15 protein-coding genes, 3 tRNA genes and 1 pseudogene are annotated in these 22,270 nt (G+C 73.5%); 13 read left to right on the top strand and 6 right to left on the bottom strand.

Features of this window, described 5'->3' with window-relative positions; genetic code table 11:
• Positions 1-16: 16 nt before the first annotated feature.
• The 6 genes from ACZ6MA_RS32410 to ACZ6MA_RS32385 all read left to right on the top strand — a co-directional run bounded on the left by ACZ6MA_RS32410 (position 17) and on the right by ACZ6MA_RS32385 (position 6,539).
• The gene (locus ACZ6MA_RS32410) at positions 17-322 is read left to right on the top strand and encodes a hypothetical protein (protein WP_469438328.1); all 306 of its coding nucleotides are present in this window, start codon (positions 17-19) and stop codon (positions 320-322) included.
• Positions 323-519: 197 nt separating this feature from the next.
• The gene (locus ACZ6MA_RS32405) at positions 520-1,917 is read left to right on the top strand and encodes an OB-fold domain-containing protein (RefSeq protein ID WP_469438326.1); all 1,398 of its coding nucleotides are present in this window, start codon (positions 520-522) and stop codon (positions 1,915-1,917) included.
• Positions 1,914-3,080: a lipid-transfer protein gene (locus tag ACZ6MA_RS32400; RefSeq protein ID WP_469438324.1), complete on the top strand. Its 1,167-nt coding sequence runs from the start codon at positions 1,914-1,916 to the stop codon at positions 3,078-3,080. Before ACZ6MA_RS32405 ends, ACZ6MA_RS32400 begins: the two co-directional genes overlap by 4 nt.
• A 52-nt stretch (positions 3,081-3,132) precedes the next feature.
• Positions 3,133-3,975, top strand: coding sequence for a DUF1906 domain-containing protein (locus ACZ6MA_RS32395; protein WP_469438322.1), 843 nt, complete (start codon positions 3,133-3,135; stop codon positions 3,973-3,975).
• A 152-nt stretch (positions 3,976-4,127) separates the two neighbouring features.
• Entirely contained in the window at positions 4,128-4,658 is a 531-nt protein-coding gene (locus ACZ6MA_RS32390) for a SigE family RNA polymerase sigma factor (protein WP_469438320.1), read from the top strand.
• 225 nt (positions 4,659-4,883) lie between these two features.
• Positions 4,884-6,539, top strand: a complete 1,656-nt coding sequence (locus tag ACZ6MA_RS32385; RefSeq protein WP_469438318.1) for a long-chain fatty acid--CoA ligase — start codon at positions 4,884-4,886, stop codon at positions 6,537-6,539.
• A gap of 106 nt (positions 6,540-6,645) precedes the next feature.
• Here ACZ6MA_RS32385 and ACZ6MA_RS32380 read toward each other — a convergent pair whose 3' ends face one another.
• The 3 genes from ACZ6MA_RS32380 to ACZ6MA_RS32370 all read right to left on the bottom strand — a co-directional run bounded on the left by ACZ6MA_RS32380 (position 6,646) and on the right by ACZ6MA_RS32370 (position 13,885).
• A complete protein-coding gene (locus tag ACZ6MA_RS32380) occupies positions 6,646-8,148 on the bottom strand; it encodes a GMC family oxidoreductase (protein WP_469438316.1) in 1,503 nt (500 codons plus the stop codon).
• A gap of 197 nt (positions 8,149-8,345) precedes the next feature.
• On the bottom strand, positions 8,346-13,250 hold the full coding sequence (locus tag ACZ6MA_RS32375) for a response regulator (RefSeq protein ID WP_469438314.1): 4,905 nt from the start codon (positions 13,248-13,250) through the stop codon (positions 8,346-8,348).
• A gap of 191 nt (positions 13,251-13,441) precedes the next feature.
• Positions 13,442-13,885: an SSI family serine proteinase inhibitor gene (locus tag ACZ6MA_RS32370; RefSeq protein ID WP_469438312.1), complete on the bottom strand. Its 444-nt coding sequence runs from the start codon at positions 13,883-13,885 to the stop codon at positions 13,442-13,444.
• A 265-nt stretch (positions 13,886-14,150) separates the two neighbouring features.
• On the opposite strand from ACZ6MA_RS32370, the gene ACZ6MA_RS32365 reads away from it, so the two are divergent.
• The 6 genes from ACZ6MA_RS32365 to ACZ6MA_RS32340 all read left to right on the top strand — a co-directional run bounded on the left by ACZ6MA_RS32365 (position 14,151) and on the right by ACZ6MA_RS32340 (position 18,521).
• Positions 14,151-14,240 (top strand) — tRNA-Ser (locus ACZ6MA_RS32365).
• Positions 14,241-14,455: 215 nt separating this feature from the next.
• A tRNA-Arg gene (locus tag ACZ6MA_RS32360) sits at positions 14,456-14,528 on the top strand.
• Positions 14,529-14,575: 47 nt separating this feature from the next.
• Positions 14,576-14,649: transfer RNA gene (locus ACZ6MA_RS32355), tRNA-Met, on the top strand.
• Between the two features lie 197 nt (positions 14,650-14,846).
• Positions 14,847-15,587, top strand: a complete 741-nt coding sequence (locus tag ACZ6MA_RS32350; RefSeq protein ID WP_469438310.1) for a response regulator transcription factor — start codon at positions 14,847-14,849, stop codon at positions 15,585-15,587.
• Positions 15,588-15,789: 202 nt separating this feature from the next.
• Positions 15,790-17,307, top strand: coding sequence for an MFS transporter (locus tag ACZ6MA_RS32345; RefSeq protein WP_469438308.1), 1,518 nt, complete (start codon positions 15,790-15,792; stop codon positions 17,305-17,307).
• A gap of 395 nt (positions 17,308-17,702) precedes the next feature.
• The gene (locus tag ACZ6MA_RS32340; protein ID WP_469438306.1) at positions 17,703-18,521 is read left to right on the top strand and encodes a TetR/AcrR family transcriptional regulator; all 819 of its coding nucleotides are present in this window, start codon (positions 17,703-17,705) and stop codon (positions 18,519-18,521) included.
• 169 nt (positions 18,522-18,690) lie between these two features.
• On the opposite strand, the pseudogene ACZ6MA_RS32335 reads toward ACZ6MA_RS32340, so the two are convergent.
• Positions 18,691-20,253: pseudogene (locus ACZ6MA_RS32335) on the bottom strand (MDR family MFS transporter); the annotation flags it as partial.
• Between the two features lie 117 nt (positions 20,254-20,370).
• On the bottom strand, positions 20,371-20,865 hold the full coding sequence (locus ACZ6MA_RS32330) for a MarR family winged helix-turn-helix transcriptional regulator (protein ID WP_469438304.1): 495 nt from the start codon (positions 20,863-20,865) through the stop codon (positions 20,371-20,373).
• A 356-nt stretch (positions 20,866-21,221) separates the two neighbouring features.
• On the opposite strand from ACZ6MA_RS32330, the gene ACZ6MA_RS32325 reads away from it, so the two are divergent.
• A complete protein-coding gene (locus ACZ6MA_RS32325) occupies positions 21,222-21,431 on the top strand; it encodes a hypothetical protein (RefSeq protein WP_469438302.1) in 210 nt (69 codons plus the stop codon).
• Between the two features lie 33 nt (positions 21,432-21,464).
• Here the strand turns inward: ACZ6MA_RS32325 and ACZ6MA_RS32320 are convergent, their stop codons facing one another.
• On the bottom strand, positions 21,465-22,250 hold the full coding sequence (locus ACZ6MA_RS32320) for a hypothetical protein (RefSeq protein ID WP_469438300.1): 786 nt from the start codon (positions 22,248-22,250) through the stop codon (positions 21,465-21,467).
• Between the last annotated feature and the right edge of the window lie 20 nt (positions 22,251-22,270).

The following is a 22,270-nucleotide window of genomic DNA, read 5'->3' as shown; positions in this document are numbered from 1 at the left end:
TCTGGAGGAAATTGACATGGCAAGTGCCCGTACCGCCGCCCGCGTCGCCGCCGCTGTAGCGGCCCTGCCGATGGCCGCCGTGCTGTTCTCCGGTGTGGCCCAGGCCGACGACGGCAACCAGGTGGCGAACCGGGGTTCCAACGCCGCTGCCGCCGGGATCGTGGGAAGCGGCGTCGGTGACGACAACGCGGGAAACTCCACCACCGGCCAGCAGCAGGCCACGGGTGCCGGCGCGTCGAACCAGAACAACACGGCCAGCGTCATCGGCTCCGGCCCCACCGATGTCCGTCAGCAGAACATCGAGGTGGCCTTCGCTGACTGAGTGACCCCTTCGCGCCGCCGGGGACAGGGGTGACTCCGACGGCGCCGCTCATGGGGAGGGAATGGAAGGGTCCGGAAGCGTGGCGGCACTCGTGCCGCCACGCTTCTGTGTGCCGGCGCCCGTTCCGCGTCCCTTGACGCCACCTAAGAACTGACGGACAGTCAGATCTGCGGTGGAGGCGAGCGGAGGGAGCCCCCGTGAGCGATCTGTACCCGAGGCTGCGCGCCTACGAGGGCCGTCCCGCCGCCGCCCTCGGCCGGGGCGCGGAGCCCGTCAACGCCTCGATGATCAGGCACTGGTGCGAGGCCCTCGGCGACACCGACCCCGCCTACACCGGCGCGGACCCCGTCGCCCCCGCCACGATGCTCCAGGCATGGACGATGGGCGGGCTGACCCGCCTCCCGAACCGTTCCACCGACTTCGACGAGCTGATGGCGCTGCTCGACGGCGCCGGATACACCGCCGTGGTCGCCACGGACTGTGAGCAGGAGTACGTCCGCGCGCTGCGGCCCGGGGAGTCGGTCACCTTCGAGTCCGTCGTCGAGTCCGTCTCGCCCCGCAAGACGACCCGGCTCGGGGCAGGGCACTTCGTCACCACGCGCATGGAGATCCGGGCCGGCGGGGAACCCGCCGGGACGCACCGCTTCCGCATCCTCAAGTACGCACCGCGCAGGACCGGCGGGGAGCGGGCCGAGCGGCCCCGGCCCGTGATCAACCGGGACAACGCCGGATTCTGGGAAGGCGTCGCCGCCCATCGGCTGCTCTACCAGCGGTGTGACGCGTGCGGGACACCGCGTTTCCCCTGGCTGCCGGGGTGCGGGCGGTGCGGCGCGCCACAGTGGACGGCGGTCGAGGCGTCCGGTGCCGGGACCGTCTACTCGTACGTCGTCATGCACCACCCGCCCTTCCCCGCCTTCGACCCGCCGTACGTGGTGGCGCTGGTCGAACTCGCCGAAGACGTAAGGATGATCAGCAACCTCGTGGGGGCCGGGGCGGACGGGGTGCGGATCGGGATGCCGGTGTCGCTGGAGTTCCTCCGCGTCGCCCCGGACCAGGAACTGCCGGTCTTCCGGCCGGTGGCCGCGCCCCGCGCGGACGGGACCGCCACCGAGGGCCCGGGCCCCCGTCGTGCGGAACCCCCGCCCGGCACGTCCGGCACGCCCGGCACGTCCGGCACGCCTCGTACGTCCGGCAGGCCCGGGACACCCGGTCGGCTGCCCCCGCTCACCGTCCCGGTGACCCGCACGCTGATCATCGCGGGGGCCATCGCCTCCCGCGACTACAAGGACGTCCACCACGACCCGGACGCCGCCCGGGCGAGCGGCTCCCCGGACATCTTCATGAACATCCTCACCACCAACGGCCTCGTCGGCCGCTACATCACCGACCGCCTCGGGCCCGGTGCCGTCCTCCGCAAGGTCGCCATCCGGCTCGGGGCCCCCAATCACCCCGGTGACGAGCTGGTCCTGTCCGGCACGGTCACCTCCGTACGGGGGCGCACCGCCGAGGTCGCGGTCGTCGGGGACAACGGCCTCGGCCGCCATGTGACGGGCACGGTCACCGTCACCCTCCCGGAGCCGGGGGCCGCCGCGTGAGCGCCCGGCGGGCCGACGCCCTCGGCGGCCGGGCGGCCGTCGCCGGGATCGGCGCGACCGCGTTCTCCAAGGACTCCGGGCGCAGCGAACTCGCCCTGGCCGCCGAGGCCGTGCGGGCCGCGCTCGCCGACGCCGGGCTGACGGCCGCCGACGTCGACGGCATGGTCACCTTCACCATGGACACCAGCCCGGAGATCACCGTCGCCCAGGCGACCGGCATCGGCGAGCTGTCCTTCTTCTCCCGCGTCCACTACGGCGGCGGGGCCGCCTGCGCCACCGTGCAGCAGGCCGCGCTGGCCGTCGCGAGCGGGCTCGCGGAAGTCGTCGTTTGCTACCGGGCGTTCAACGAGCGCTCCGGCCGCCGCTTCGGCGCCGGGGTCCAGCGGCGCGAGCCGACCGCCGAGGGGGCGGCGCTCGGCTGGGCGCTGCCGTTCGGGCTGCTCACGCCCGCGTCGTGGGTGGCCATGGCCGCCCGCCGCTATCTGCACACCTACGGGCTGGAGCCGGAGGTCTTCGGGCACGTGGCCGTCACCGCCCGCCGGTACGCGGCCACCAATCCCGCCGCGCACTTCCACGGCCGGCCCCTCACCCTCGCCGAGCACGCCGCGTCCCGCTGGATCGCCGAGCCGCTGCGGCTGCTGGACTGCTGCCAGGAGACCGACGGCGGGCAGGCGCTCGTCGTCACCTCCGTCGAGCGGGCCCGGACGCTGCGGCACCCGCCGGCGGTGATCGCCGCCGCGGCGCAGGGCGCGGGCCGGGCGCAGGAGCAGATGACGAGCTTCTACCGCGACGACCTGACGGGGCTGCCCGAGATGGGGGTGGTGGCCCGGCAGTTGTGGCGCACCAGCGGTCTGGGACCGGGGGACATCGACGTGGGCGTGGTCTACGACCACTTCACCCCGTTCGTGCTGACGCAGCTGGAGGAGTTCGGTTTCTGCGGGCCCGGCGAGGGGGCCGCGTTCGTGGCCGGTGGGGCGCTGCCGCTCAACACCCACGGCGGGCAGCTCGGCGAGGCGTATCTGCACGGCATGAACGGGGTGGCCGAGGCCGTGCGGCAACTGCGCGGCACCGCGGCCAACCAGGTGGCCGGGGCCCGGCACGCGCTCGTCACGGCGGGCACGGGCGTCCCCACATCCGGGCTCATTCTCCGGGCAGACGGATGAACGGAGGGCGTGTCGGCGCGGGCGGCCGGAGCCGGGCACCTTCACTCGCGGTATGGACCGACGAAGAAAAAGGATCATCGGATATCTCGTCGCCCTGATGGCCGCGGCGGCCCAGGTGATCGGCGGGGCGGGACCGGTGTCGGCGGACGACCGGGGCGACCCCCGCAACGACGGGGCCGTGATCTTCCGCGGCCGGGGCCTGGACACCTGCCAGGCCCCTTCGCTGAACACCCTCAGCGCCTGGCAGGCCTCCCCCTACCGGGCGGTCGGCGTCTACTTCGGGGGCCGCGCCCGCGCCTGCCCGAACCAGCGCTACCTCAGCCGGCGGTGGCTGACCGGGGCCAGGGACCTGGGCTGGCGGGTGCTGCCCGTCTACGTCGGCTCCCAGTCGCCGTGCGTCTCCGCCTCGCACAAGCGGGGCTTCTCCATCAGCGAGGACGAGCCCTGGGACCAGGGCCTGGACGAGGGCGAGGACGCCGTGCGCCGGGCCGCCGCGCTCGGCATCGGCTCCCACAGCCCGCTCTACCTCGACATGGAGGCCTACAACCACCGCGACACCGACTGCGCCCGCGTCACCCTCTCCTTCGTCCGGGGCTGGAGCCGGGCGGTCGGCCACATGGGATACATCCCCGGCTTCTACAGCAGCGCCAACGCCGGCGTCCGGCACATGGAACTCGCCCGGCGGGAAGGGCGCAGCTCCCTGCCGGAAGTGATGTGGTTCGCCCGCTGGCGCGTCACCCCCTCGACCGCCGGGGAACCGAACCTGGCGACGCGGGCCTGGACCCCGCACCGGCGCATCCACCAGTACGCGGGGAACGTCACCGAGACGTACGGCGGCCGCAAGCTGACCATCGACCGGAACCTGATCGACGCGCCCGTCGCCGTCATCAGATGAGGCCCCCACCGCCCCGCGTTCCCCCATACCGGCCCTGACCGCCATCCCCCTCCAGGAGGTGGGGACAGCCCCACCACTACGACCTGAGGGGGACCGTCCTTCGGCACCTGCGGCCGATCCGCGCGGACGGGCGCACTCCTAGCGTTGAAGACATGAACACGTCCGTGTGCACCAGCGCATCCACCGCCGTGTACCCGTCGTTCTCGTCGTACGTACGGGCGCGTGGACCGGTCCTCCAGCGCACCGCCCGCGCGCTCACCTCCAACCCGTGCGACGCCGAGGACCTGCTGCAGACGGCCCTGACCAAGACGTACCTGGCCTGGGAGCGCATCGAGGACCACCGGGCCCTCGACGGTTACGTACGCCGGGCGCTGGTCAACACCCGCACCTCGCAGTGGCGCAAACGCCGGGTCGACGAGTACCCCTGCGAGGAGCTGCCCGAGCGCGAGGCGGCCCCCCAGGCCGACCCCGCCGAGCAGCAGGTGCTGCGCGACGCCATGTGGCGGGCGGTGCGCCGGCTGCCGGAGCGGCAGCGGGCCATGGTCGTCCTCAGGTATTACGAGGACATGACCGAGGTACAGACCGCCGAGCTGCTCGGCGTCTCCGTCGGCACGGTCAAGAGCGCGGTGTCGCGGGCGCTCGGCAAGCTGCGCGAGGACCCGGAGCTGTCGCGGGCGGCGTAGGCATGTGCGCAATCAAGCCCGCTGGGGGTCCCCCCAGCGGTAGCTGGGGGAGCTTGAGGACGCGCCCGCAGGGCGCTCGCTGCGGTGGTTCACGGCCGCCCCGTGCCCGGCACGGCAGGGCGCCGAATACGTCCCGGCAGGGTAGTGACTTACCGAGGGGAACGTAAGCAGAATCGCAGGGAACTACCTCGCGCAACGCGGCGCGCAGATATGGGAGGCCCCTCGGTGCTGAGCACGATGCAGGACGTACCGCTGACAGTGACCCGCATTCTCGCCCACGGCGCGCTCGTGCACGGGGACGCGAAGGTCACGACCTGGACCGGGGACGGCGAGCCGCAGCGCCGTACCTTCCGAGAGGTCGGCGAGCGGTCCTCGCAGCTCGCCCACGCCCTCCGCGACGAGCTGGGGGTGACGGCCGACGAGCGGGTCGCCACCCTCATGTGGAACAACAGCGACCACCTGGAGGCGTACCTCGCGATCCCCGCCATGGGCGCGATACTGCACACCCTCAACCTGCGGCTGCCCCCCGAGCAGCTCGTCTGGATCGTGCGGCACGCCGCCGACCGGGTCGTCATCGTCAACGGCACGCTGCTGCCGCTGCTGGCGCCCCTGCTGCCGCACCTCGACTCCGTCGAGCACGTCGTCGTCTCGGGCCCCGGCGACCGGTCCGCGCTGGAAGGCTGCCGCCCCCGGGTGCACGACTACGACGAGCTGATCGAGGGCCGCCCCACCGAGGGCTACGCCTGGCCGGAGCTGGACGAGCGGCAGGCCGCCGCCCTCTGCTACACCTCCGGGACGACGGGCGAGCCCAAGGGCGTCCTCTACAGCCACCGTTCGATCTACCTGCACGCCATGGAGGTCAACGCCGCCGCGTCCTTCGGGCTGACCCCGGCCGAGGTCTGTCTGCCCGTCGTGCCCATGTTCCACGTCAACGCGTGGGGCCTGCCGTACGCCGCGTTCATGGCGGGCGCCTCGCTGCTGATGCCCGACCGCTTCCTCCAGCCCGCGCCGCTCGCCACGATGATCCAGAGCGAGCGCCCCACGGTCACCGCGGGCGTCCCCACCATCTGGCAGGGCCTGCTCACCGAACTCGACACCAACAAGCAGGACGTCTCCTCCCTGCACACCGTCATCAGCGGCGGCTCGGCCTGTCCGCCCTCCCTGATGAAGGCGTTCGAGGAGCGGCACGGGATGCGGCTCATCCAGGCCTGGGGCATGACCGAGACGTCCCCGCTGGGCTCCGTCGCCCGCCCGCCGGCCGGTCTGAGCGAGGAGGAGGCGTGGCCCTACCGCGTCACCCAGGGCCGCCTGCCCGCCTCGGTGGAATTCCGGCTGGCCGGACCCGGCGGCGGGTTCCTGCCCTGGGACGGCACCTCGGCCGGTGAGCTGGAGGTCCGCGGCCCCTGGATCGCCGGCTCCTACTACGGCGGCGCGGCGGACGAGCCGTTCCGCCCCGAGGACAAGTTCAGCCCCGACGGCTGGCTGCGCACCGGCGACGTCGGCACGATGACCCCGGACGGCTTCCTGACCCTCACCGACCGGGCCAAGGACGTCATCAAGTCGGGCGGCGAATGGATCTCCTCGGTCGAATTGGAGAACCACCTGATGGCCCACCCGGAGGTCGCCGAGGCCGCCGTCGTGGCCGTGCCCGACGAGAAGTGGGGCGAACGGCCCCTGGCCGCCGTGGTGTTGAAGGACGGCTGCGCCGTCGAGTACACCGCCCTGCGGACCTTCCTCGGCGAGCGGGTCGCCCGCTGGCAGCTCCCGGAGCGCTGGGCGCTGGTCCCCTCGGTGCCGAAGACGTCGGTGGGCAAGTTCGACAAGAAGGTGCTGCGCAGGCAGTACGCCGAAGGCGAGCTGGATGTCACGGTTCTCGCGTAGCGGTTTGGGCAGGGGCCCTGGGTTACCGATGTGCCCAGGGCCCCTGCCATGGCCGCGCCGCTCGCCGCGGGGGTCGGCCGGGCGCGGGGTCCATGAGGGAGAACGATCAGATGTGGCGGGAGATGTGCTCCGCCGCGGCGATCACCGTGAGATTCGTGGGCGCCGAGGGCGCGTCCGGGAAGATCGACGCGTCCACGACCCGCAGCCCCTCGACCTCGCGCACCGCGCCCAGCCGGTCGGTGACGGCCGTCGGGTCGTCGTCGGCGCCCATCGGGGCGGTCGAGGTGGCGTGGTGGAAGGTGTCCAGGGCCGCGACGACCGACCGCTCGACCTCCTCGTCACCCGCCCCCGCACCGGGGCTCAACTCCTCGGTGACCAGATTGGCCAGCGGCTCGGCCGCGCCGATCCGCCGGGCGAGCCGCACCCCTTCCAGCAGCCGCCGCCGGTCGGCGGGCTCGGCGAGGAAGTTCAGATCGATGCGCGGCGCCGCCTCGGGGGCCCGGCTGGTGAGCGTCAACGTGCCCCGCGACGCGGGCCGTACGAGGGACACGGAGAGGGTGAAGCCGACACCCGTCGGGCTCTGCCCGTGGTCGAACAGGTGCGTCGCGGAGATGTGCAGATCCAACTCCCCCTCGCCCGCCTCGGAACCGGCCGTCCACACCTGTGCGCCGATGACCGGCGTGCACGCGCCGATCCGGTCCGGGTCCGCGGCATAGGAGTTGACGAAGACGGGGTGGTCCTGGAGCCGCCGCCCCACCGGCAGATCGGCGACGAGCGGGATGCCGAGCGCGGCCAGGTCGTCCGCCGGGCCGATCCCCGAACGCAACAGGATGGCGGCACTGCCGTACGTACCCGCCGACAGGATCACCTCCTCGGCACGTAACTCCGTGCCGTCGGCGAGCACCACGCCCCGCGCACGGCAGCCCCGGAAGAGGACCCGGTCCACGAGGGACTCACCGCGGACGGTCAGATTGTCCCGGGACCGCACGGCCGGCGTCAGATACGCCATGCCGGTGTTGACGCGCACACCGTCACGCACGCTCATCGGACACGGGCCGACGCCCTCGGGGTCCGCGCCGTTGAAATCGTGCGAGGCCCGGACACCCACCGACCGTGCCGCCTCGACGAAGGCGCGCTGCATGGGGCTCAGGTCGTCGGGGCCGAACTGCTCGACCGGCAGCGGACCGGTGTGGCCGTGCAGCGTCTCGTCACCGCCGTCCGTGGACTCCAGGGTGATGAACGCGGGCAGCACGTCCTCGTACGCCCAGCCCTTCAGGCCGCCGTCGGACCAGCGGTCGAAGTCCGAGGGCAGCGCGCGGACGGCCACCGCGCCGCTGACCGCGGAGCTGCCGCCCAGCACCTTGCCCCGGAAGACGTCGACACCGTGGCCGATGACACCGGGCTCGGCGCGGTAACCCCAGTCGTGACCGGTGGCACCGCCCAGCACACTGCTGGAAGCGACGGCCTCCGGATAGGCGTGCGGCCCGTACACGGGCCCGGCCTCCAGGAGCAGGACCACCCGCGAAGGGTCCTCGGAGAGACGAGTGGCGAGCACGGCTCCGGCGGAACCGCCGCCGACGATGATCGTGTCGTAAGTGCGGTCACTCATGACGTCTGTCCTCCGTCGTCCTCGCCGGTCGGGGGTCGGCCTGGCGAGAAGGACGCTACGGAGAACGACCGGATCGGGAATCTGTCATCGCATAGGTCAGTGCCCCGGCACATGACCTGCGCCGGGGCCCGGCAAATACCAGAACAAGGCCCCTGACCTGGGCAAACGAGGGCCGGTACGGGCGGGGCCGGCCCCCGTCAGTTGGTCCCTATCTTCGCCAGCAGATCGACGATGCGCCCCTGCACGTCCGTGCTCGTCGACCGCTCCGCGAGGAAGAGGACCGTCTCGCCCGACGCCAGCCGCGACAACTGGGCGGGGTCGGTGTCGGCGGACGTGTAGACGACCAGCGGCGTGCGGTTCAGCAGACCGTTGCCCCGCAGCCAGTCGACGATGCCCGCGCGGCGGCGCCGCACCTGCATCAGGTCCATCACCACCAGGTTCGGGTGCGTCCGGGCCGCCAGCTCCACGGCCTCCGCGTCCGTCGCCGCCCGCGCCACGCCCATGCCGCGGCGCTCCAGCGTCGCCGTCAGCGCGTCGGCGATCGGCCCGTGCTCCTCGATCAGCAGCACCCGCGGCGGGTGCGTCTCGCTGTCGCGCGGCGTCAGCGCCTTCAACAGGACGGCCGGGTCGGCCCCGTACGCCGCCTCCGCCGTCGCCTGTCCCAGCCCCGCCGTCACCAGCACCGGAACCTCGGCCGCCACGGCCGCCTCGCGCAGCGACCGCAGCGCGGTACGGGTGATCGGCCCGGTCAGCGGATCGACGAACAGCGCGGCCGGGTACGCCGCGATCTGCGCGTCCACCTCCTCGCGCGAGTGCACGATCACCGGGCGGTAGCCGCGCTCGGTCAGCGCCGTCTGCGTCGAGGCGTCGGGCGCCGGCCACACGAGCAGCCGACGCGGGTTGTCCAACGGCTCCGGCGGCAACTCGTCGTCCATCGGCGGCCGTCCCGCCGGGGCGGCCGCGGAGACCTCCACGGCCCCATTGGGCCCGTCCAGCGGCTCGGGCCCCTCGGCGGCGCCCTCGTCCGGTGCTCCTATGGCGAAGGCACGGCCCTCGGAGGCATCCCGCAGCCGGGACCGGGGCGCCCCTTGCGGTGGGCCCTGCGGTGGGCCCTGCGGGCCGGCTTGCGGGTCGGCGGGTGCGGGCTCCCGCTCGCCCTCGGCCGGATTCCCGAGCTTGCGCCGCCGCCCGGACCCTCCGACGGGCGTCCCCGCGGCGGGCGTCCCACCGAACGGCACGCCCTGCCCCAGCGTCCGCACGCTGAACCCGGCACCTTGCGCCTGCCGGTCCGCCCCCGGCTCCTCGGCGAGCGCACGCCGGGCACGCCGCCGCCCGGTGGGCGGCGGGGTGTCGCCCGGCGCGGATGCGTCCGGGGACGTCCGGGGCCCCTGCGCGGCGCCCGGGTCGGCGTGCCCTTCCCCTTGCGGGGCGGCCGGTCCCGCGTGCGGCGGGGCAGCGGCGGCGGCCGGCCCGGGCGCTTCCGCGCCGGAGGCTTGCGGCGTCGCGCCGTGCGGATGCCGGGCGTTCCCGCCCGGCGGGGTGAAGGGTGCGGGCCCGTGGGGGCCCGCCGTTCCGGTGGCGTCGGGCGTCTCACCCTGCGGGTGGGTCGCACTCCGGCCCGGCTGGGCGGGCCGTGCGGATCCGTCGGGTCCCGGGCCGTGGGGACCAGCCGTGCCGGGGGCATCCGGCGTCGGCCCCTGCGGGTGCGCTGTGTCCCCGTCCGGCTGGGGGAAGCGTGCGGATCCGTCGGGGGCTGCCGTGCCGGAGGCGGGCGGTGTCGACCCCAGTCGCTGAGCGGGCCGTGCGGGGCCCGGGCCGTGCGGATCTGCCGGGTGTGCCGCCCGGTGGGCGAACGGCGCCGGTCCGTCGGGGGTGCCCGCGCCGGGGGCGTTCGGTGTCGCTCCCTGCGGGTGTGCCGTGTTCCCGCCCGGCTGGGGGAAGCGTGCGGGCCCGTCGAGGGGCAACCCCGCCCCGGAGGCGCCCGGTGACCCCATCGGGGTGGTCACGCTCCGGCCCGGCTGGGCGGGCTGTGCGGATCCGTCGGGTCCCGGGCCGTGCGGGCCAGTCGGGTGCCCTGCCCGGTGGTCGAACGATGCGGGTCCGTGAGGGGCTGCCGCGCCGGGGGCGTCGGGCATCGCTCCATGCGGGGCGGTCGCGCTCCGGCCCGGGTGGGCGGGCCGCGTGGATCCGTCGGGGCGCGGGCCGTGCGGGTGCGCCGCGTTTCCGCCCTGGTAGGCGAACGGTGCGGATCCGTCGGGGATGCCCGTGCCGGAGGCGCCCGGTGCCGGGTTCCCGCCCGGCTGGGCGAACGGCGCGGGTCCGTCGGGGGCTGCCGCGCCGGAAGCGGGCGGCGTTGCCCCCTGTCGCTGGGCGGGCCGTGCGGATCCCGGGCCGTGCGGGCCCGTCGGGTGTCCTGCCCGGTGGGCGATCGGCGCGGGTCCGTGGGGGCCGGCCGTGCCGGCGGCGTCCGGTGTCGCTCCCTGCGGGAGCGCCGCGTTCCCGCCCGGCTGGGCGAAACCTGCCGGTCCGTCGGGGGTGACCGCGCCGGAGGCGCCCGGTGCCGGGTTCCCGCCCGGCTGGGCGAACGGTGCGGATCCGTGGGGGGCTGCCGCGCCGGAGGCGGGCGGCGTTGCCCCCTGTCGCTGGGCGGGTCGTGCGGGTCCCGGGCCGTGCGGGCCTGTCGGGTGTGCCGCCCGGTGGGCGAACGGTGCCGGTCCGTCGGGGGTGCCCGCGCCGGAGGCGTCGGGTGCCGCGTTTCCGCCCGGCTGGGCGAAACGGGCCGATCCGTCAGCCGCGCCGGAGGCGGGCGGTACGGCGCCCGCGAGGCCCGTCAGGCCCGCGAGGCCGAACGGCACCGGGGCGGGGCGGGGGGCCGGGTTGTCGTCGGTGGCCGCCGGAGGCGCCTCGGTGGGGGCGCCGCCCAAGGCGAACGGGCCGGCAGCCGGCTCCGCTTTGCGGTCCGCGTCGGCCGGGGGGAGGGCGAACGCGGTACGCGGAGCGTCCGGTTCGGCGTCCGCGTGGCCGGGGGACGGGCGGTCCGGGGCCTCCGCGAGGGCACGCCGGGCACGGCGGCCCGTGGGCGAGTCGGCCGGGGGATCGGACTGGGGCGTCCGGTCGGCCTCGGCGGGCGGCAGCGCGAACGCGGCCCGGGGGCCCTCGGGCCCCGTGGGCTCCCGCCGGGCCCGGCGCCCGGTCGGCGCCGACGCCTGCGAGGGCACCAGGCCCACGCCGTCGGTGCCCTGCTCCGCCGGCTCCGAACCGCCGCCGCGCCCGTGCCGGTTCACCCGTGCGCCCGCCCGCGCGTCGGCGTCCGCCGCCACCGGCTCCGCCTCGGCGAGCGCCCGCCGCGCCCGCCGCCGCCCGGTGGGCTGCGGCGCGGCCGGCTCGGCGCCGCCCCGCGGCTCGCCGGGCTCGTCGGCGGCCAGGAACGCGTCCGTCCGCGACTGGCCCCGGCCGTCCGTCGCGGACGGCGAGGGCGGCGCGGGCGGCGCGCCCGGCTCCCGGCGGGCCCGCCGCCCGGAAGTCCGCGCGGAGCCCGTCTCGTCGGCGGGGCCCTCGGCCGTGCCCCGCGCCCGCTGCGCGGGCAGCGGCATGACCGTCGTCGCGTTCTGCGTGTCCCCGGCCGTCGACCGCTCCGCCGGCTCCGGCACCGGACCGCCCTGCGCGGAGACCGGCACCTCCAGGACGTACGCGTGACCGCCCGCCGCCCCCGGCACCTCATGGGTCTGCAGCACCCCGCCGTGGCGGCGCACGATGCCCTCGACCAGGGGGGTGTGGACCGGGTCGCCGCCGGGGAACGGGCCCCGGACCTCGACGCGGACGACCTCGCCGCGCTGCGCCGCCGCCACCACGATCGTCGAGTCGCCGGAGGCCCCCGTCGTGTCGCCCGTCGCGTCGACACCCGCCACGTCCGCGATCAGATGCGCGAGCGCCTGCGCGAACCGCTCCGCGTCGACCTCGGCCTCGATCGGCGGCGCGTGCACCGCGAACTGCGCGCGGCCCGGCCCGATCAGCTCGATGGCGCCCTCGACGCCCGCCGCCACGACCGTGTCGAGCGCGACCTTCTCCCGGACGAGCTTGCTCTCGCCCGCGTCCAACTCCTGATAGGCCAGGACATTGTCGACAAGCGTCGCCATCCGCGCGTATCCGGCGGACAGATGGTGCAGGATCTGATTGGCCTCGGGCCACAACTGCCCGGCGGGGTCGGCGGCCAGGGTGTCCAGCTCGCCGCGCAGCCGCTTCAGCGGACCGCGCAGCGAATCGTCCAGCACCGCCACGAGCTGCGCGTGCCGGGCGGCGAGGGCGTCGTACGCGCGGCGGTCGGTGAACGTCATCACCGCGCCGACGAGCTGCTCGCCGTCCCGCACGGGAGCCGTGGTGAGATCGACGGGCACCGAGCGGCCGTCCTTGGCCCACAGCACCTGCCCCCGCACCCGGTGCTTGCGCCCGGAGCGCAGCGTGTCGGCGATCGCCGACTCCTCGTACGGGAAGGCCGTGCCGTCCGCCCGGGAGTGCTGGACCAGGGGGTGCAGCTCCCGGCCGCCGAGATCGCTGGCGCGGTAGCCGAGGATCTGCGCGGCGGAGGGATTGACGAGGACGACCTTGCCGGCGGTGTCGACGCCGACGACACCCTCGGCGGCCGCCCGCAGGATCATCTCGGTCTGACGCTGCTGCCGGGCCAGTTCGGCCTCGGTGTCCACGGTGCCGGTCAGATCCCGGACGACGATCATCAGCAGCTCGTCGCCCGTGTAACTGGCGTGGTCCGCGTACGGGGTGCGGCCGTCCTCCAGATTGGCGCTGGTGACCTCGACGGGGAACTCCGTGCCGTCGGTGCGCCGCGCGACCATCCGGGTCGGCTTGGTGCGCGCGTCGGCGGAGTCCGGCAGCCGCATCGAGCCGGGGATGCGCCGGGAGTCGAAGTCGGGCAGCAGGGAGAGCAGTCCACGCCCGACGAGCCCGGTGCCGGGCACCTCGAAGGTCTCGAGCGCGATGTGGTTGGCGTTGACGACCGTGCCGTTGCAGTTGACGAGCAACAGGGCGTCGGGCAGGGCGTCGAGTATGGCTGCGAGGCGAGCAGCGCCTCGGGATGGCCTGCTGCTCACGACGACGCTTCCTCCCTGGGTTACCGCACCTTGCCGACGCGCTCCGGGCGGCTCGGCGCCGCCCTCTGGCGTGTCACTGAGGGGAGTCTACGGGCTGCGGGGGCGGGCGCGACGGCGGATGGCGGGTGCGGTGGGATACGCCGAGGGGCGCTCGCGGGGCGTCTCGGCGCAGGCCCGACATGCCCCCCGTGTCAGTCCTTGGGGGCGCTCCGCACATCACCGAGCAGCTCGGAGAACTCGTTCCAGCGGGCGATTTCGCACCCGTTCGTCCGGCTGAATTCCGCCTTTACCGGGCGCCCGGCCCAGGTGCCCGTCACCCGTGCCCGCGCGTCGCCTCCGTAGATCATCGGGCACATCGCGTCGGAGGGAACGGGGGCGAAGGTGTCCTTCCCCCAGCGCGTCCGGCTGTCGAGCTGCGCGCACGCCTCCTTCGCGCGCGGGTGCGTGCCGCCGGCGGGGTGGCAGTACAGCTCGTACGTGCCGTCGAAGGAGCCGCTGTCGGTGACGGTGACGGTGAGGTGGTCACCGTGCTCGTAGGGGAGGGGCAGCGGCATGGGGGCGGCCACGGCGGGAACCGCGAACAGGGCCGGGGCCAGCGCGGCGACGGCGGCGAGGGTGAGACGGCGGAGCGGCATCGCGGTACTCCAGAGGTACGGACGGGGCTGGGGCCACGGCGTGGTTCGCCGGTCCCTTCACCTGACTAACGCGCCGGAGGGCCGGGCGTTGCGCACGAAGGGGAAGTGGGGGAGCGGCGGGGGAGCGAGGGGGTGCGGAAAATGCCAGGGGGAATTGCTTTGCCCAGAAGTCGGGAAGCCCGGTACCGTGGACCACGATTGGTGGCGAGCCGCTGGGCTGTGTCATCATCGGCACGCACCACCTCACGCCTGCGCGGGGTGTGCTGGAGGCTTCGCCTAGTCTGGTCTATGGCGCCGCACTGCTAATGCGGTTTGGGGTAACCCCCCATCCCGGGTTCAAATCCCGGAGCCTCCGCTCGCTTCAAGAGCCCCGGTCGTCTCGGAAGAGACGGCCGGGGCTCTTGCGTACTCGCGCGTACGTGCCTGCTCGCGAGGGCCTCCGGGGGCGGGCTTCTGGGGGCGTTTGTGCAGGTCAGCCGGGGTGCGGGGAATGGATTTCACGTCCCGGCGCAGTTCATGTAATGTTGTCCACGCAACGCCGACCGGCAAGAAAAACCGCCGGGAAGCCGAGCGCTCGTAGCTTAACGGATAGAGCACTTGACTACGGATCAAGAGGTTGCAGGTTCGAATCCTGCCGAGCGCACAGCCGAGGGATGGATATCCACTTGTTGGATCCCGTCTTTCGTCCGTCGCGGGGTGGAGCAGCTCGGTAGCTCGCTGGGCTCATAACCCAGAGGTCGCAGGTTCAAATCCTGTCCCCGCTACTTCGATCACAGGTCCGGCACCTACAGGGTGCCGGACCTGTGGCGTTTCCGGGGGCCGGCCGGGTGGGCGGACGCGCCCGTCCGCGGCGCCCGCCCGCCTGGTGCGCCGGCCAGGCCGCAGGTTGTTCCCCGGGATTCTCAGACGATTCACAGAGGACGGCAAGGGGCCTCTCACGGGCCCGCACCACCCTCGGACCATGACCACCACGACTCCTTACGTGCGGACCGAGTTGCCGCACGACGACGGAAGCGCCGTACGGGTGCTGGTCGCGGGCGGCGAGGCCGTACTGACCGAGCTGCTGACCATGGCCCTGCGCTACGAGGGCTGGGACGTGCGGACGGCGGACGACGGGGCGAGCGCGCTGCGCCTCGCCCGGGAGTTCCGGCCGGACGCCGTCGTGCTGGACGCGCTGCCGGCCGGTACCGACGGTCCGTCGCTCCTGGGCGGCCTGCGGCGTGAACTCCCCGGCCTGCCCGCCCTCTTCCTGACCGCGAAGGGCGCCGCGGACCGGGTCGCGGGGCTCACGGCGGGCGGCGACGACCACGTCACCAAACCGTTCGGGCTGGAGGACGTGGTCGCCCGGCTGCGCGGACTGCTCCGCCGCTCCGGCACCGCGGCGCCGAAAGGCGATTCCGTGCTGACGGTCGGGGACCTGGTGCTGGACGAGGACAGTCACGAGGTGACCCGGGGCGGTACGGAGATCCGGCTGACGGCCACCGAGTTCGAGCTGTTGCGCTTCCTGATGCGCAACCCGCGGCGGGTGCTCAGCAAGCCGCAGATCCTCGACCGGGTCTGGTCCTACGAGTTCGGCGGCCGGGCCAACGTCGTCGAGCTGTACATCTCCTATCTGCGCCGGAAGATCGACGCCGGGCGCGAGCCGATGATCCACACCCGGCGGGGCGTCGGCTATCTGATCAAGCCGGCGCCTTCGGTGTAGGACGGGCCGGCTCCATCGCGCCGTCGGGGCGGGCATCCCGAGGTGGCGGACAGAGTGGTCGCCGGGCACCGGAGTCCCGGCGTGGCGGCACCACACCCTCACCCCCAATCCCGAACCGATAAATTCTCTTGTACGGTGTAGAACGCTCCTTGTACGTTGCACGACGTTACTAGTAGTCGTACACCGCACAAGGGAGCCCGTCATGACGGCGACGACCGCCGCCCAGCGCGACGCCGGAGACCGGAAACCGCAGCGTCATCCCACCCGTTGGGTGATTCTCGGTGTCATCTGCCTCGCCCAGCTCACCGTCCTCCTCGACAACACCGTCCTGAACGTCGCCATCCCCTCCCTCACCGAGGAGATGGGCGCCGCGACCTCCGACATCCAGTGGATGATCAACGCCTATTCGCTGGTCCAGGCCGGACTGCTGCTCACCGCCGGCAGCGCCGCCGACCGCTACGGGCGCAAGAAGCTGCTCGCCCTCGGTCTCGCGCTCTTCGGTATCGGCTCGCTGTTCGCCGGTCTGGCCGGGACGACAGGGCAGCTGATCGCCGCCCGCGCGGGCATGGGCATCGGCGGGGCACTGCTGATGACCACCACCCTTGCCGTCATCGTCCAGGTCTTCGACGAGGACGAGCGCACCAAGGCCATCGGCCTGTGGGGCGCGGTGAGTTCGCTCGGCTTCGCCGCGGGGCCGCTCGTCGGCGGCGCGATGCTCAACCACTTCTGGTGGGGCTCGATCTTCCTGCTCAACGTGCCGGTGGCGCTGCTCGGCCTGGTCGCCGTGCTCAAGCTCGTACCGGAGTCCAAGAACCCCACGGGGGACCGCCCCGACCTGCTCGGCGCACTGCTGTCCACCATCGGCATGACCGCGGTCGTCTTCGCGATCATCTCCGGCCCGGAACACGGCTGGACGTCCGGGCGGGTGCTGCTCTCCGCGGCCGTCGGCGCGCTCGCGCTCGCACTCTTCGCCCTGTGGGAGCGGCGCGTCCCCTTCCCCATGCTGGACATGCACTTCTTCCGCAACCGCCGCTTCGTGGGCGCCGTCGCGGGCGGCATCCTCGTCGCCTTCGGCATGGGCGGCTCGCTCTTCCTGCTCACCCAGCACCTGCAACTCGTCCTCGGCTACGACCCCTTGGCCACCGGTCTGCGGATGTCACCGCTGGCGCTGGTCATCGTCGCCCTCAACCTCACCGGCGTCGGCGCCCGGCTGCTGCCCAGGCTCGGCACGCCCACGCTGATCATCGGCGGTATGAGCCTGCTGGCCGGCGGACTCGCGGCCATCGCGATCCTCGGCGCGCACGGCTACGGGGGCATGCTGCTGGGGCTGGTGATGATGGGTGTCGGCATCGCGTTCTCCATGCCCGCCATGGCCAACGCGATCATGTCCGCGATCCCGCCGGAGAAGGCGGGTGTCGGCGCGGGCGTCAACGGCACGCTCCAGGAATGCGGAAACGGTCTGGGCGTCGCGGTGCTCGGCGCGGTCCTCAACTCCCGCTTCGCGGCCCTCGCCCCGGCCGTCGCCGCCGGTGCGGGCTCCCTGCCCGCCGCCCTCGCCACGGCCCGCACGGACGCGGAGCGATCCGCGATCGCGGACGCGTTCGCCTCCGGCGTGCAGAGCAGCCAGCTGGTCGGGGCTGCTGCCGTGTTCTTGGGCGGCGTGCTCGCGGCTGTGCTCTTGCGGCGGGCGGAACGGTCTGTGACGGCGTCTGCCGCGTAGTCCTTGTGTTGGCGTGCACCCCCGCTGCGCGGTGGTTGTCCTCAAACGCCGGACGGGCTGGTTTTGGCTGATGTCGGCCTTTCCCGGCCTGGCCGGTGTTGGGGTGCACCCCCGCTGCGCGGTGGTGTCCTCAAGCGCCGGACGGGCTTGAATTGGCTGGCGTCGGCCGCATCAGCCAAAACCAGCCCGTCCGGCGTTTGAGGACGCGCCCGCAGGGCGCTCGCCGCCGCAGGCGGCAAAGGACGGGCCCGTCAGCCGCAGGCGGCACGCGGCACGCGGCAAAGGACGGGCCCGTCGGCCGCAGGCCGCAAACGAACGGCCCGTCGCCGAAGAACCGCCGGTCAGGCACATAGCATCGGACCCGTACCACCGGCGCAGAAGAGGGAGAGCGCGTCATGACGAGCGGCAAGCGCGCCGGAGCCACCCGGGCCAGTGTGTGGCTGGCCGGGGAGCCGGCCCCGAAGCGCAAGGCGGAGCAGAAGGCGGAGCAGAAGGGGGCGCTCGATCTGCAGCGGATCGTGGCGGCCACGGTCCGGCTGCTCGACGCCGACGGGCTGGCCAAGTTCTCCATGCGGCGGCTGGCGGACGAGTTGGACGTGACCGCGATGTCGGTCTACTGGTACGTCGACAGCAAGGACGACCTGCTCGAGTTCGCCCTCGACGAGGTGAACGGCGAGATGGTCGTCCCCGGTCCGGCCGCCGGGGCCGCGGACTGGCGCGATGAGCTGCGCGCCCTGGCCGTCGAGTACCGCAAGCTGCTCGTCGCCCACCCGTGGGTGCCGTCGCTGCTGGGCCGCTACCTCAACATCGGCCCGCGTGCGATGGCCTTCTCCGACGCCATCCTCGCGGTGATGAAGCGCAGCGGGGTGTCGAAGGAGGGGATGAGCGGGGCCCTCTCGGCGGTGTTCCAGTTCGTCTACGGCTTCAGCGCGGTGGAGGGGCTGTTCAAGGAGCGCTGCCGGGGCACGGGGCTGACCGAGGACGAGTACTACCGGCAGGTCGTGGCCACGGTGAACGACCGCCCGGACTTCGCGGAGCGGCACCCCGAGGCGATGGCGATGACCAAGGACCTGGCGGAGACGACGCTCGCCGAGGCGCGGGAGCGGGACTTCGACTTCGCCCTGGACACCGTCATCGCGGGCATCGAGGTCATGCGCGACCGGGGAGGGGTCATGCGCGACCGGGGCGACCGGGCAGGTGTCACCGGCCCGTGAACGCCGAGAGGCCCCGGTGGGTGGCGTGCAGGCCGTCCCCTGCCTGTGCGCACACCCCCACCGGGGCCTGTCGTCCGGGACCGTCCATGCCGTTCAGGTCCCGGGTGCCGGCACCCTGGGCGCGTCTCCGCTCGAACCGCGCCCGGGCCGCCGGGGTCTGTCAGTCGCGGGCCGCCGCCGTCGCGGGCGTGGCGTCGGCCGGGGCCGGTTCCGCCGGTGCGTGTCCGCCGGGCCGGCTCTTGAGCGCGACCTCCTTGATGAAGAGGGTCAGGATGAAGGCCAGCAGGGCGCAGGGCGCGGCGTAGAGGAAGACGTCGCCGACGCCGTGCCCGTAGGCGCTTTCGATCACCGTGCGGATCGGGGGCGGCAGCTTGTCCAGGTCGGGGATGCCACCGCCGCCCGTACCGCCGTGGCCCATGGCCGCCGCGGCCTTGGGGCCGAGGGCGGTCATGCCGTCCTTGACGTAGTCCGTGACCCGGTTGCCGAGCACCGCGCCGAGTGCCGAGACGCCCACCGCGCCGCCGAGCGACCGGAAGAAGGTGACGACGGAGCTGGCGGCGCCGAGGTCCTGGGGCGCCACCTGGTTCTGGGCGGCGAGGACGAGGTTCTGCATCATCATGCCGATGCCGAGACCCATGAGGACCATGTAGCAGGCCAGGTGCCAGTACGGGGTGTCGTAGCGCATGGTGCCGAGCAGGCCGAGGCCCGCCGTGAGCAGCACGCCGCCGATGACGACCCAGTTCTTCCAGCGGCCCGTCTTGGTGATGATCTGTCCGGAGACGGTCGACGAGACGAACAGGCCCGCGATCATCGGGATCGTCATCACACCGGACATCGTCGGCGACTCGCCGCGTGCCAGCTGGAAGTACTGCGAGAAGAAGACCGTGCCGCTGAACATCGCGATACCGACGAAGAGGCTCGCGAGGGAGGACAGCGTGATCGTCTTGTTGCGGAACAGCCGCAGCGGGATGATCGGCTCGGCCGCCTTGGACTCGACGTACACGAAGACCGCGCCCAGCAGCACCGAGCCGCCGACCATGGCGTAGGTCTGCCAGGAGATCCAGTCGTAGTTCTTGCCGGCCAGCGTCACCCATACCAGCAGCAGCGTGACGGCGGCGCTGATGAAGAACGCGCCCAGCCAGTCGACCTTGACGTCCCGCTTCACCACCGGCAGCTTCAGGGTCTTCTGCAGGACGATCAGCGCGATGACCGCGAACGGCACACCGACGTAGAAGCACCAGCGCCAGCCGAGCCAGCTGGTGTCCGTGATGACGCCGCCGAGCAGCGGGCCGCCGACGGTCGCGACGGCGAACGTCGCGCCGAGGTAGCCGCTGTAGCGACCGCGCTCACGCGGGGAGATCATCGCCGCCATGACGATCTGGGCCAGGGCCGACAGACCGCCGACGCCGATGCCCTGGACGACACGGCAGGCGATGAGCATGCCGCTGTTCTGCGACAGACCGGCGGCGGCCGAACCCAGGACGTAGACGACCAGGGCTATCTGGACCAGCAGCTTCTTGCTGAAGAGATCGGAGAGCTTGCCCCACAGCGGTGTGGACGCGGTCATCGCCAGGAGCGAGGCCGTGACCACCCAGGTGTAAGAGGACTGGCTGCCGTGGAGGTCGGAGATGATCTCGGGCAGGGCGTTGGAGACGATCGTCGACGACAGGATCGCGACGAACATGCCGAGCAGCAGCCCGGACAGTGCCTCCATGATCTGCCGGTGGGTCATGGGGGCGCCGGAGCCCTGCGGGTCCCCGGGCTTGGCGTGGCCGCCCCGCACACCGGCTGGTGTGGTCTTAGCCATGAACTTCCTTTTCTCCGTCTGATGGTGGTGCGGGTGGTGCGGTTACGCGGACGTGGGGGTGAGGGAGCCGGCCGCGTGCTGCGCGGCCGCGTGCTGGGGAGCACGCGCCCGGCAGTCGCCGAAGTCCCGGCGCAGCCGCCCGAGCAGCTCGACGAGCCGGCCGACGTCCTCGTCGGACCAGTCCTCGAGACAGGTGGCGAGCGCCTCGGTGTACCGCGCGGACACCTCCTCCAGCAGCGCCTCCCCCTCGGGGAGCAGCCGCAGCAGCCGGGACCGCTTGTCCGCGGGGTCCGGCTGCCGGTCGATCCAGCCGCGCTCGGCGGCGTACGACACGTGCCGGCTGGTCACCGACATGTCGATGGCGAGCAGCTCGGTGAGCTTGCTCATCCGCATCTCGCCGTACCGGTGGAGCAGGGTGAGCATGATGGCCGACGCGGGTGAACAGTCATGCGGGAGCGCCCGTGCCAGTTCGCGTTTCACCGCCCCGACGGCGCCGAGCTGCCGGGCCAGCTCCTCGTACTGCTCTGGTGCGGCCATCGACCCCTCGCTGCTATCGGTTGCTTAGGGCAACGATAGAGGTCGTTGGTTGCCGCAGGCAAATGAAATCGGACGGATTCGGGTAAAGCTCACCCCAAGGGTTCCCCGGCTCCGGGTTAAGCGCGCTTGTGGCGGCGGCAAAGGGGGATTAGTGGGGCCTGGGCTCAGCCACATCCAGCCCGTCCGGCGATTGAGGACGCGCCCGCAGGGCGCCTCGCCGCCGCAGGCGGCAAACCGGCCGGTAGTCGAAGGACCGCCGGCCAGGCGAGAGGCGGCAAGACCGGCCGGTAGCCGAAGGACCGCCGGACACCACCCCGCGCGCGGCCAGCGCAACCGTTTCGCTAGGGTCCTGGCCTATGGCCAACCAGCGACAGCAGGGCCCCGAGGGCAACTACGACCCCGCGGGCAGCACCCAGATGTTCCGTGCCTTCGTCGACGAGGGCCAGCCCGCCCGGCGGGCTGCCGCGCCCGCCGCCGCCCGGCGTTCCGGTCCGGGCGCCGGCGTCATCATCGGTGTGATCATCGCGATCGCGATCGTGGCCGGGGTGGCCTGGCTCGCGCTCTGAGCCGGGCCGATCGCGGGGTGCACGCGCCGCACCTCACCACCACTGCACCCAGACGTCCCGCGTCTCGATGTGGACGCCCGGCGGCACCCGCCAGGCGTCGACGCACACCGTCCACGTCTTCTCGCGTGTCCGGCCCGCGTCGATGGGCACGGGAAGCGGCTCCGAGGACGGGAGGGTCGCCCAGTCGGTGCCCAGCGGGCCCACGACATGGGTGCCGAAGACGACGGTGCCCCTCGTCACCGGCCGCCCGCCGGTGTGGGTGAAGGACACCGTCACCCGCTCGCACCAGCGGCGGTCGGTGTCCGGCTCACGGCGCGGAGTGCCGATGTCCAGCACCGCCGGAGCGCCGGACGGGGTGCCCGTGGCCGGCGAAGGACGGCCCGGACCGCTTGAGGACGGCCCCGGGGAATGGCCGCCGCCCCCGCCGGCAGGGCCCGCGCCGCCGGTAGCGGCCGGGGCGTTCGTCGGGCCGGGCACGGACCCGGCCGTGGCGGCGCGGCCGACCGGAGCGCCGGGGCCGGGGCTACCGGCCGGGGGTGCGGCCCGGGCCGTCTGTGACGGGCGTGCCTCCGGTGCGCCGGAGGCGCTCCCGCGCGGTGCGGGGGACGGCTTTCCGGAACCGGCGTCCAGCGGGATCAGCCGCACGCCGCCCGTCGGCGGCACGACCCCGAGCCGGGACGCACCGGGCCCGGCGGCCTCCGTCGCGACATAGCCGTCGTGGTCGCTGCCGCCGCACCCCGTGAGCAGCGCCCCCAGGCAACCGAGGCCCGCCAGCCAGCACGCGGCGGCCGAAGCGGAGACGATCGTCTTCCGTCGCATCGGCACAGTGTGGCTGACGT

The organism is Streptomyces sp. NPDC042259 (genome assembly GCF_055582085.1).
This window is presented reverse-complemented; position numbering and strand designations above follow the sequence as displayed.

Excerpts from the sequence above, each read along its gene's own strand:
- ACZ6MA_RS32410 (WP_469438328.1), top strand. The coding sequence starts at position 17 with ATGGCAAGTGCCCGTACCGCCGCCCGCGTCGCCGCCGCTGTAGCGGCC.
- ACZ6MA_RS32395 (WP_469438322.1), top strand. The coding sequence starts at position 3,133 with ATGGACCGACGAAGAAAAAGGATCATCGGATATCTCGTCGCCCTGATG.
- ACZ6MA_RS32340 (WP_469438306.1), top strand. The coding sequence starts at position 17,703 with ATGACGAGCGGCAAGCGCGCCGGAGCCACCCGGGCCAGTGTGTGGCTG.
- ACZ6MA_RS32380 (WP_469438316.1), bottom strand. The coding sequence starts at position 8,148 with ATGAGTGACCGCACTTACGACACGATCATCGTCGGCGGCGGTTCCGCC.
- ACZ6MA_RS32330 (WP_469438304.1), bottom strand. The coding sequence starts at position 20,865 with ATGGCCGCACCAGAGCAGTACGAGGAGCTGGCCCGGCAGCTCGGCGCC.
- ACZ6MA_RS32325 (WP_469438302.1), top strand. The coding sequence starts at position 21,222 with ATGGCCAACCAGCGACAGCAGGGCCCCGAGGGCAACTACGACCCCGCG.
- ACZ6MA_RS32350 (WP_469438310.1), top strand. The coding sequence starts at position 14,847 with ATGACCACCACGACTCCTTACGTGCGGACCGAGTTGCCGCACGACGAC.
- ACZ6MA_RS32320 (WP_469438300.1), bottom strand. The coding sequence starts at position 22,250 with ATGCGACGGAAGACGATCGTCTCCGCTTCGGCCGCCGCGTGCTGGCTG.
- ACZ6MA_RS32390 (WP_469438320.1), top strand. The coding sequence starts at position 4,128 with ATGAACACGTCCGTGTGCACCAGCGCATCCACCGCCGTGTACCCGTCG.
- ACZ6MA_RS32345 (WP_469438308.1), top strand. The coding sequence starts at position 15,790 with ATGACGGCGACGACCGCCGCCCAGCGCGACGCCGGAGACCGGAAACCG.
- ACZ6MA_RS32370 (WP_469438312.1), bottom strand. The coding sequence starts at position 13,885 with ATGCCGCTCCGCCGTCTCACCCTCGCCGCCGTCGCCGCGCTGGCCCCG.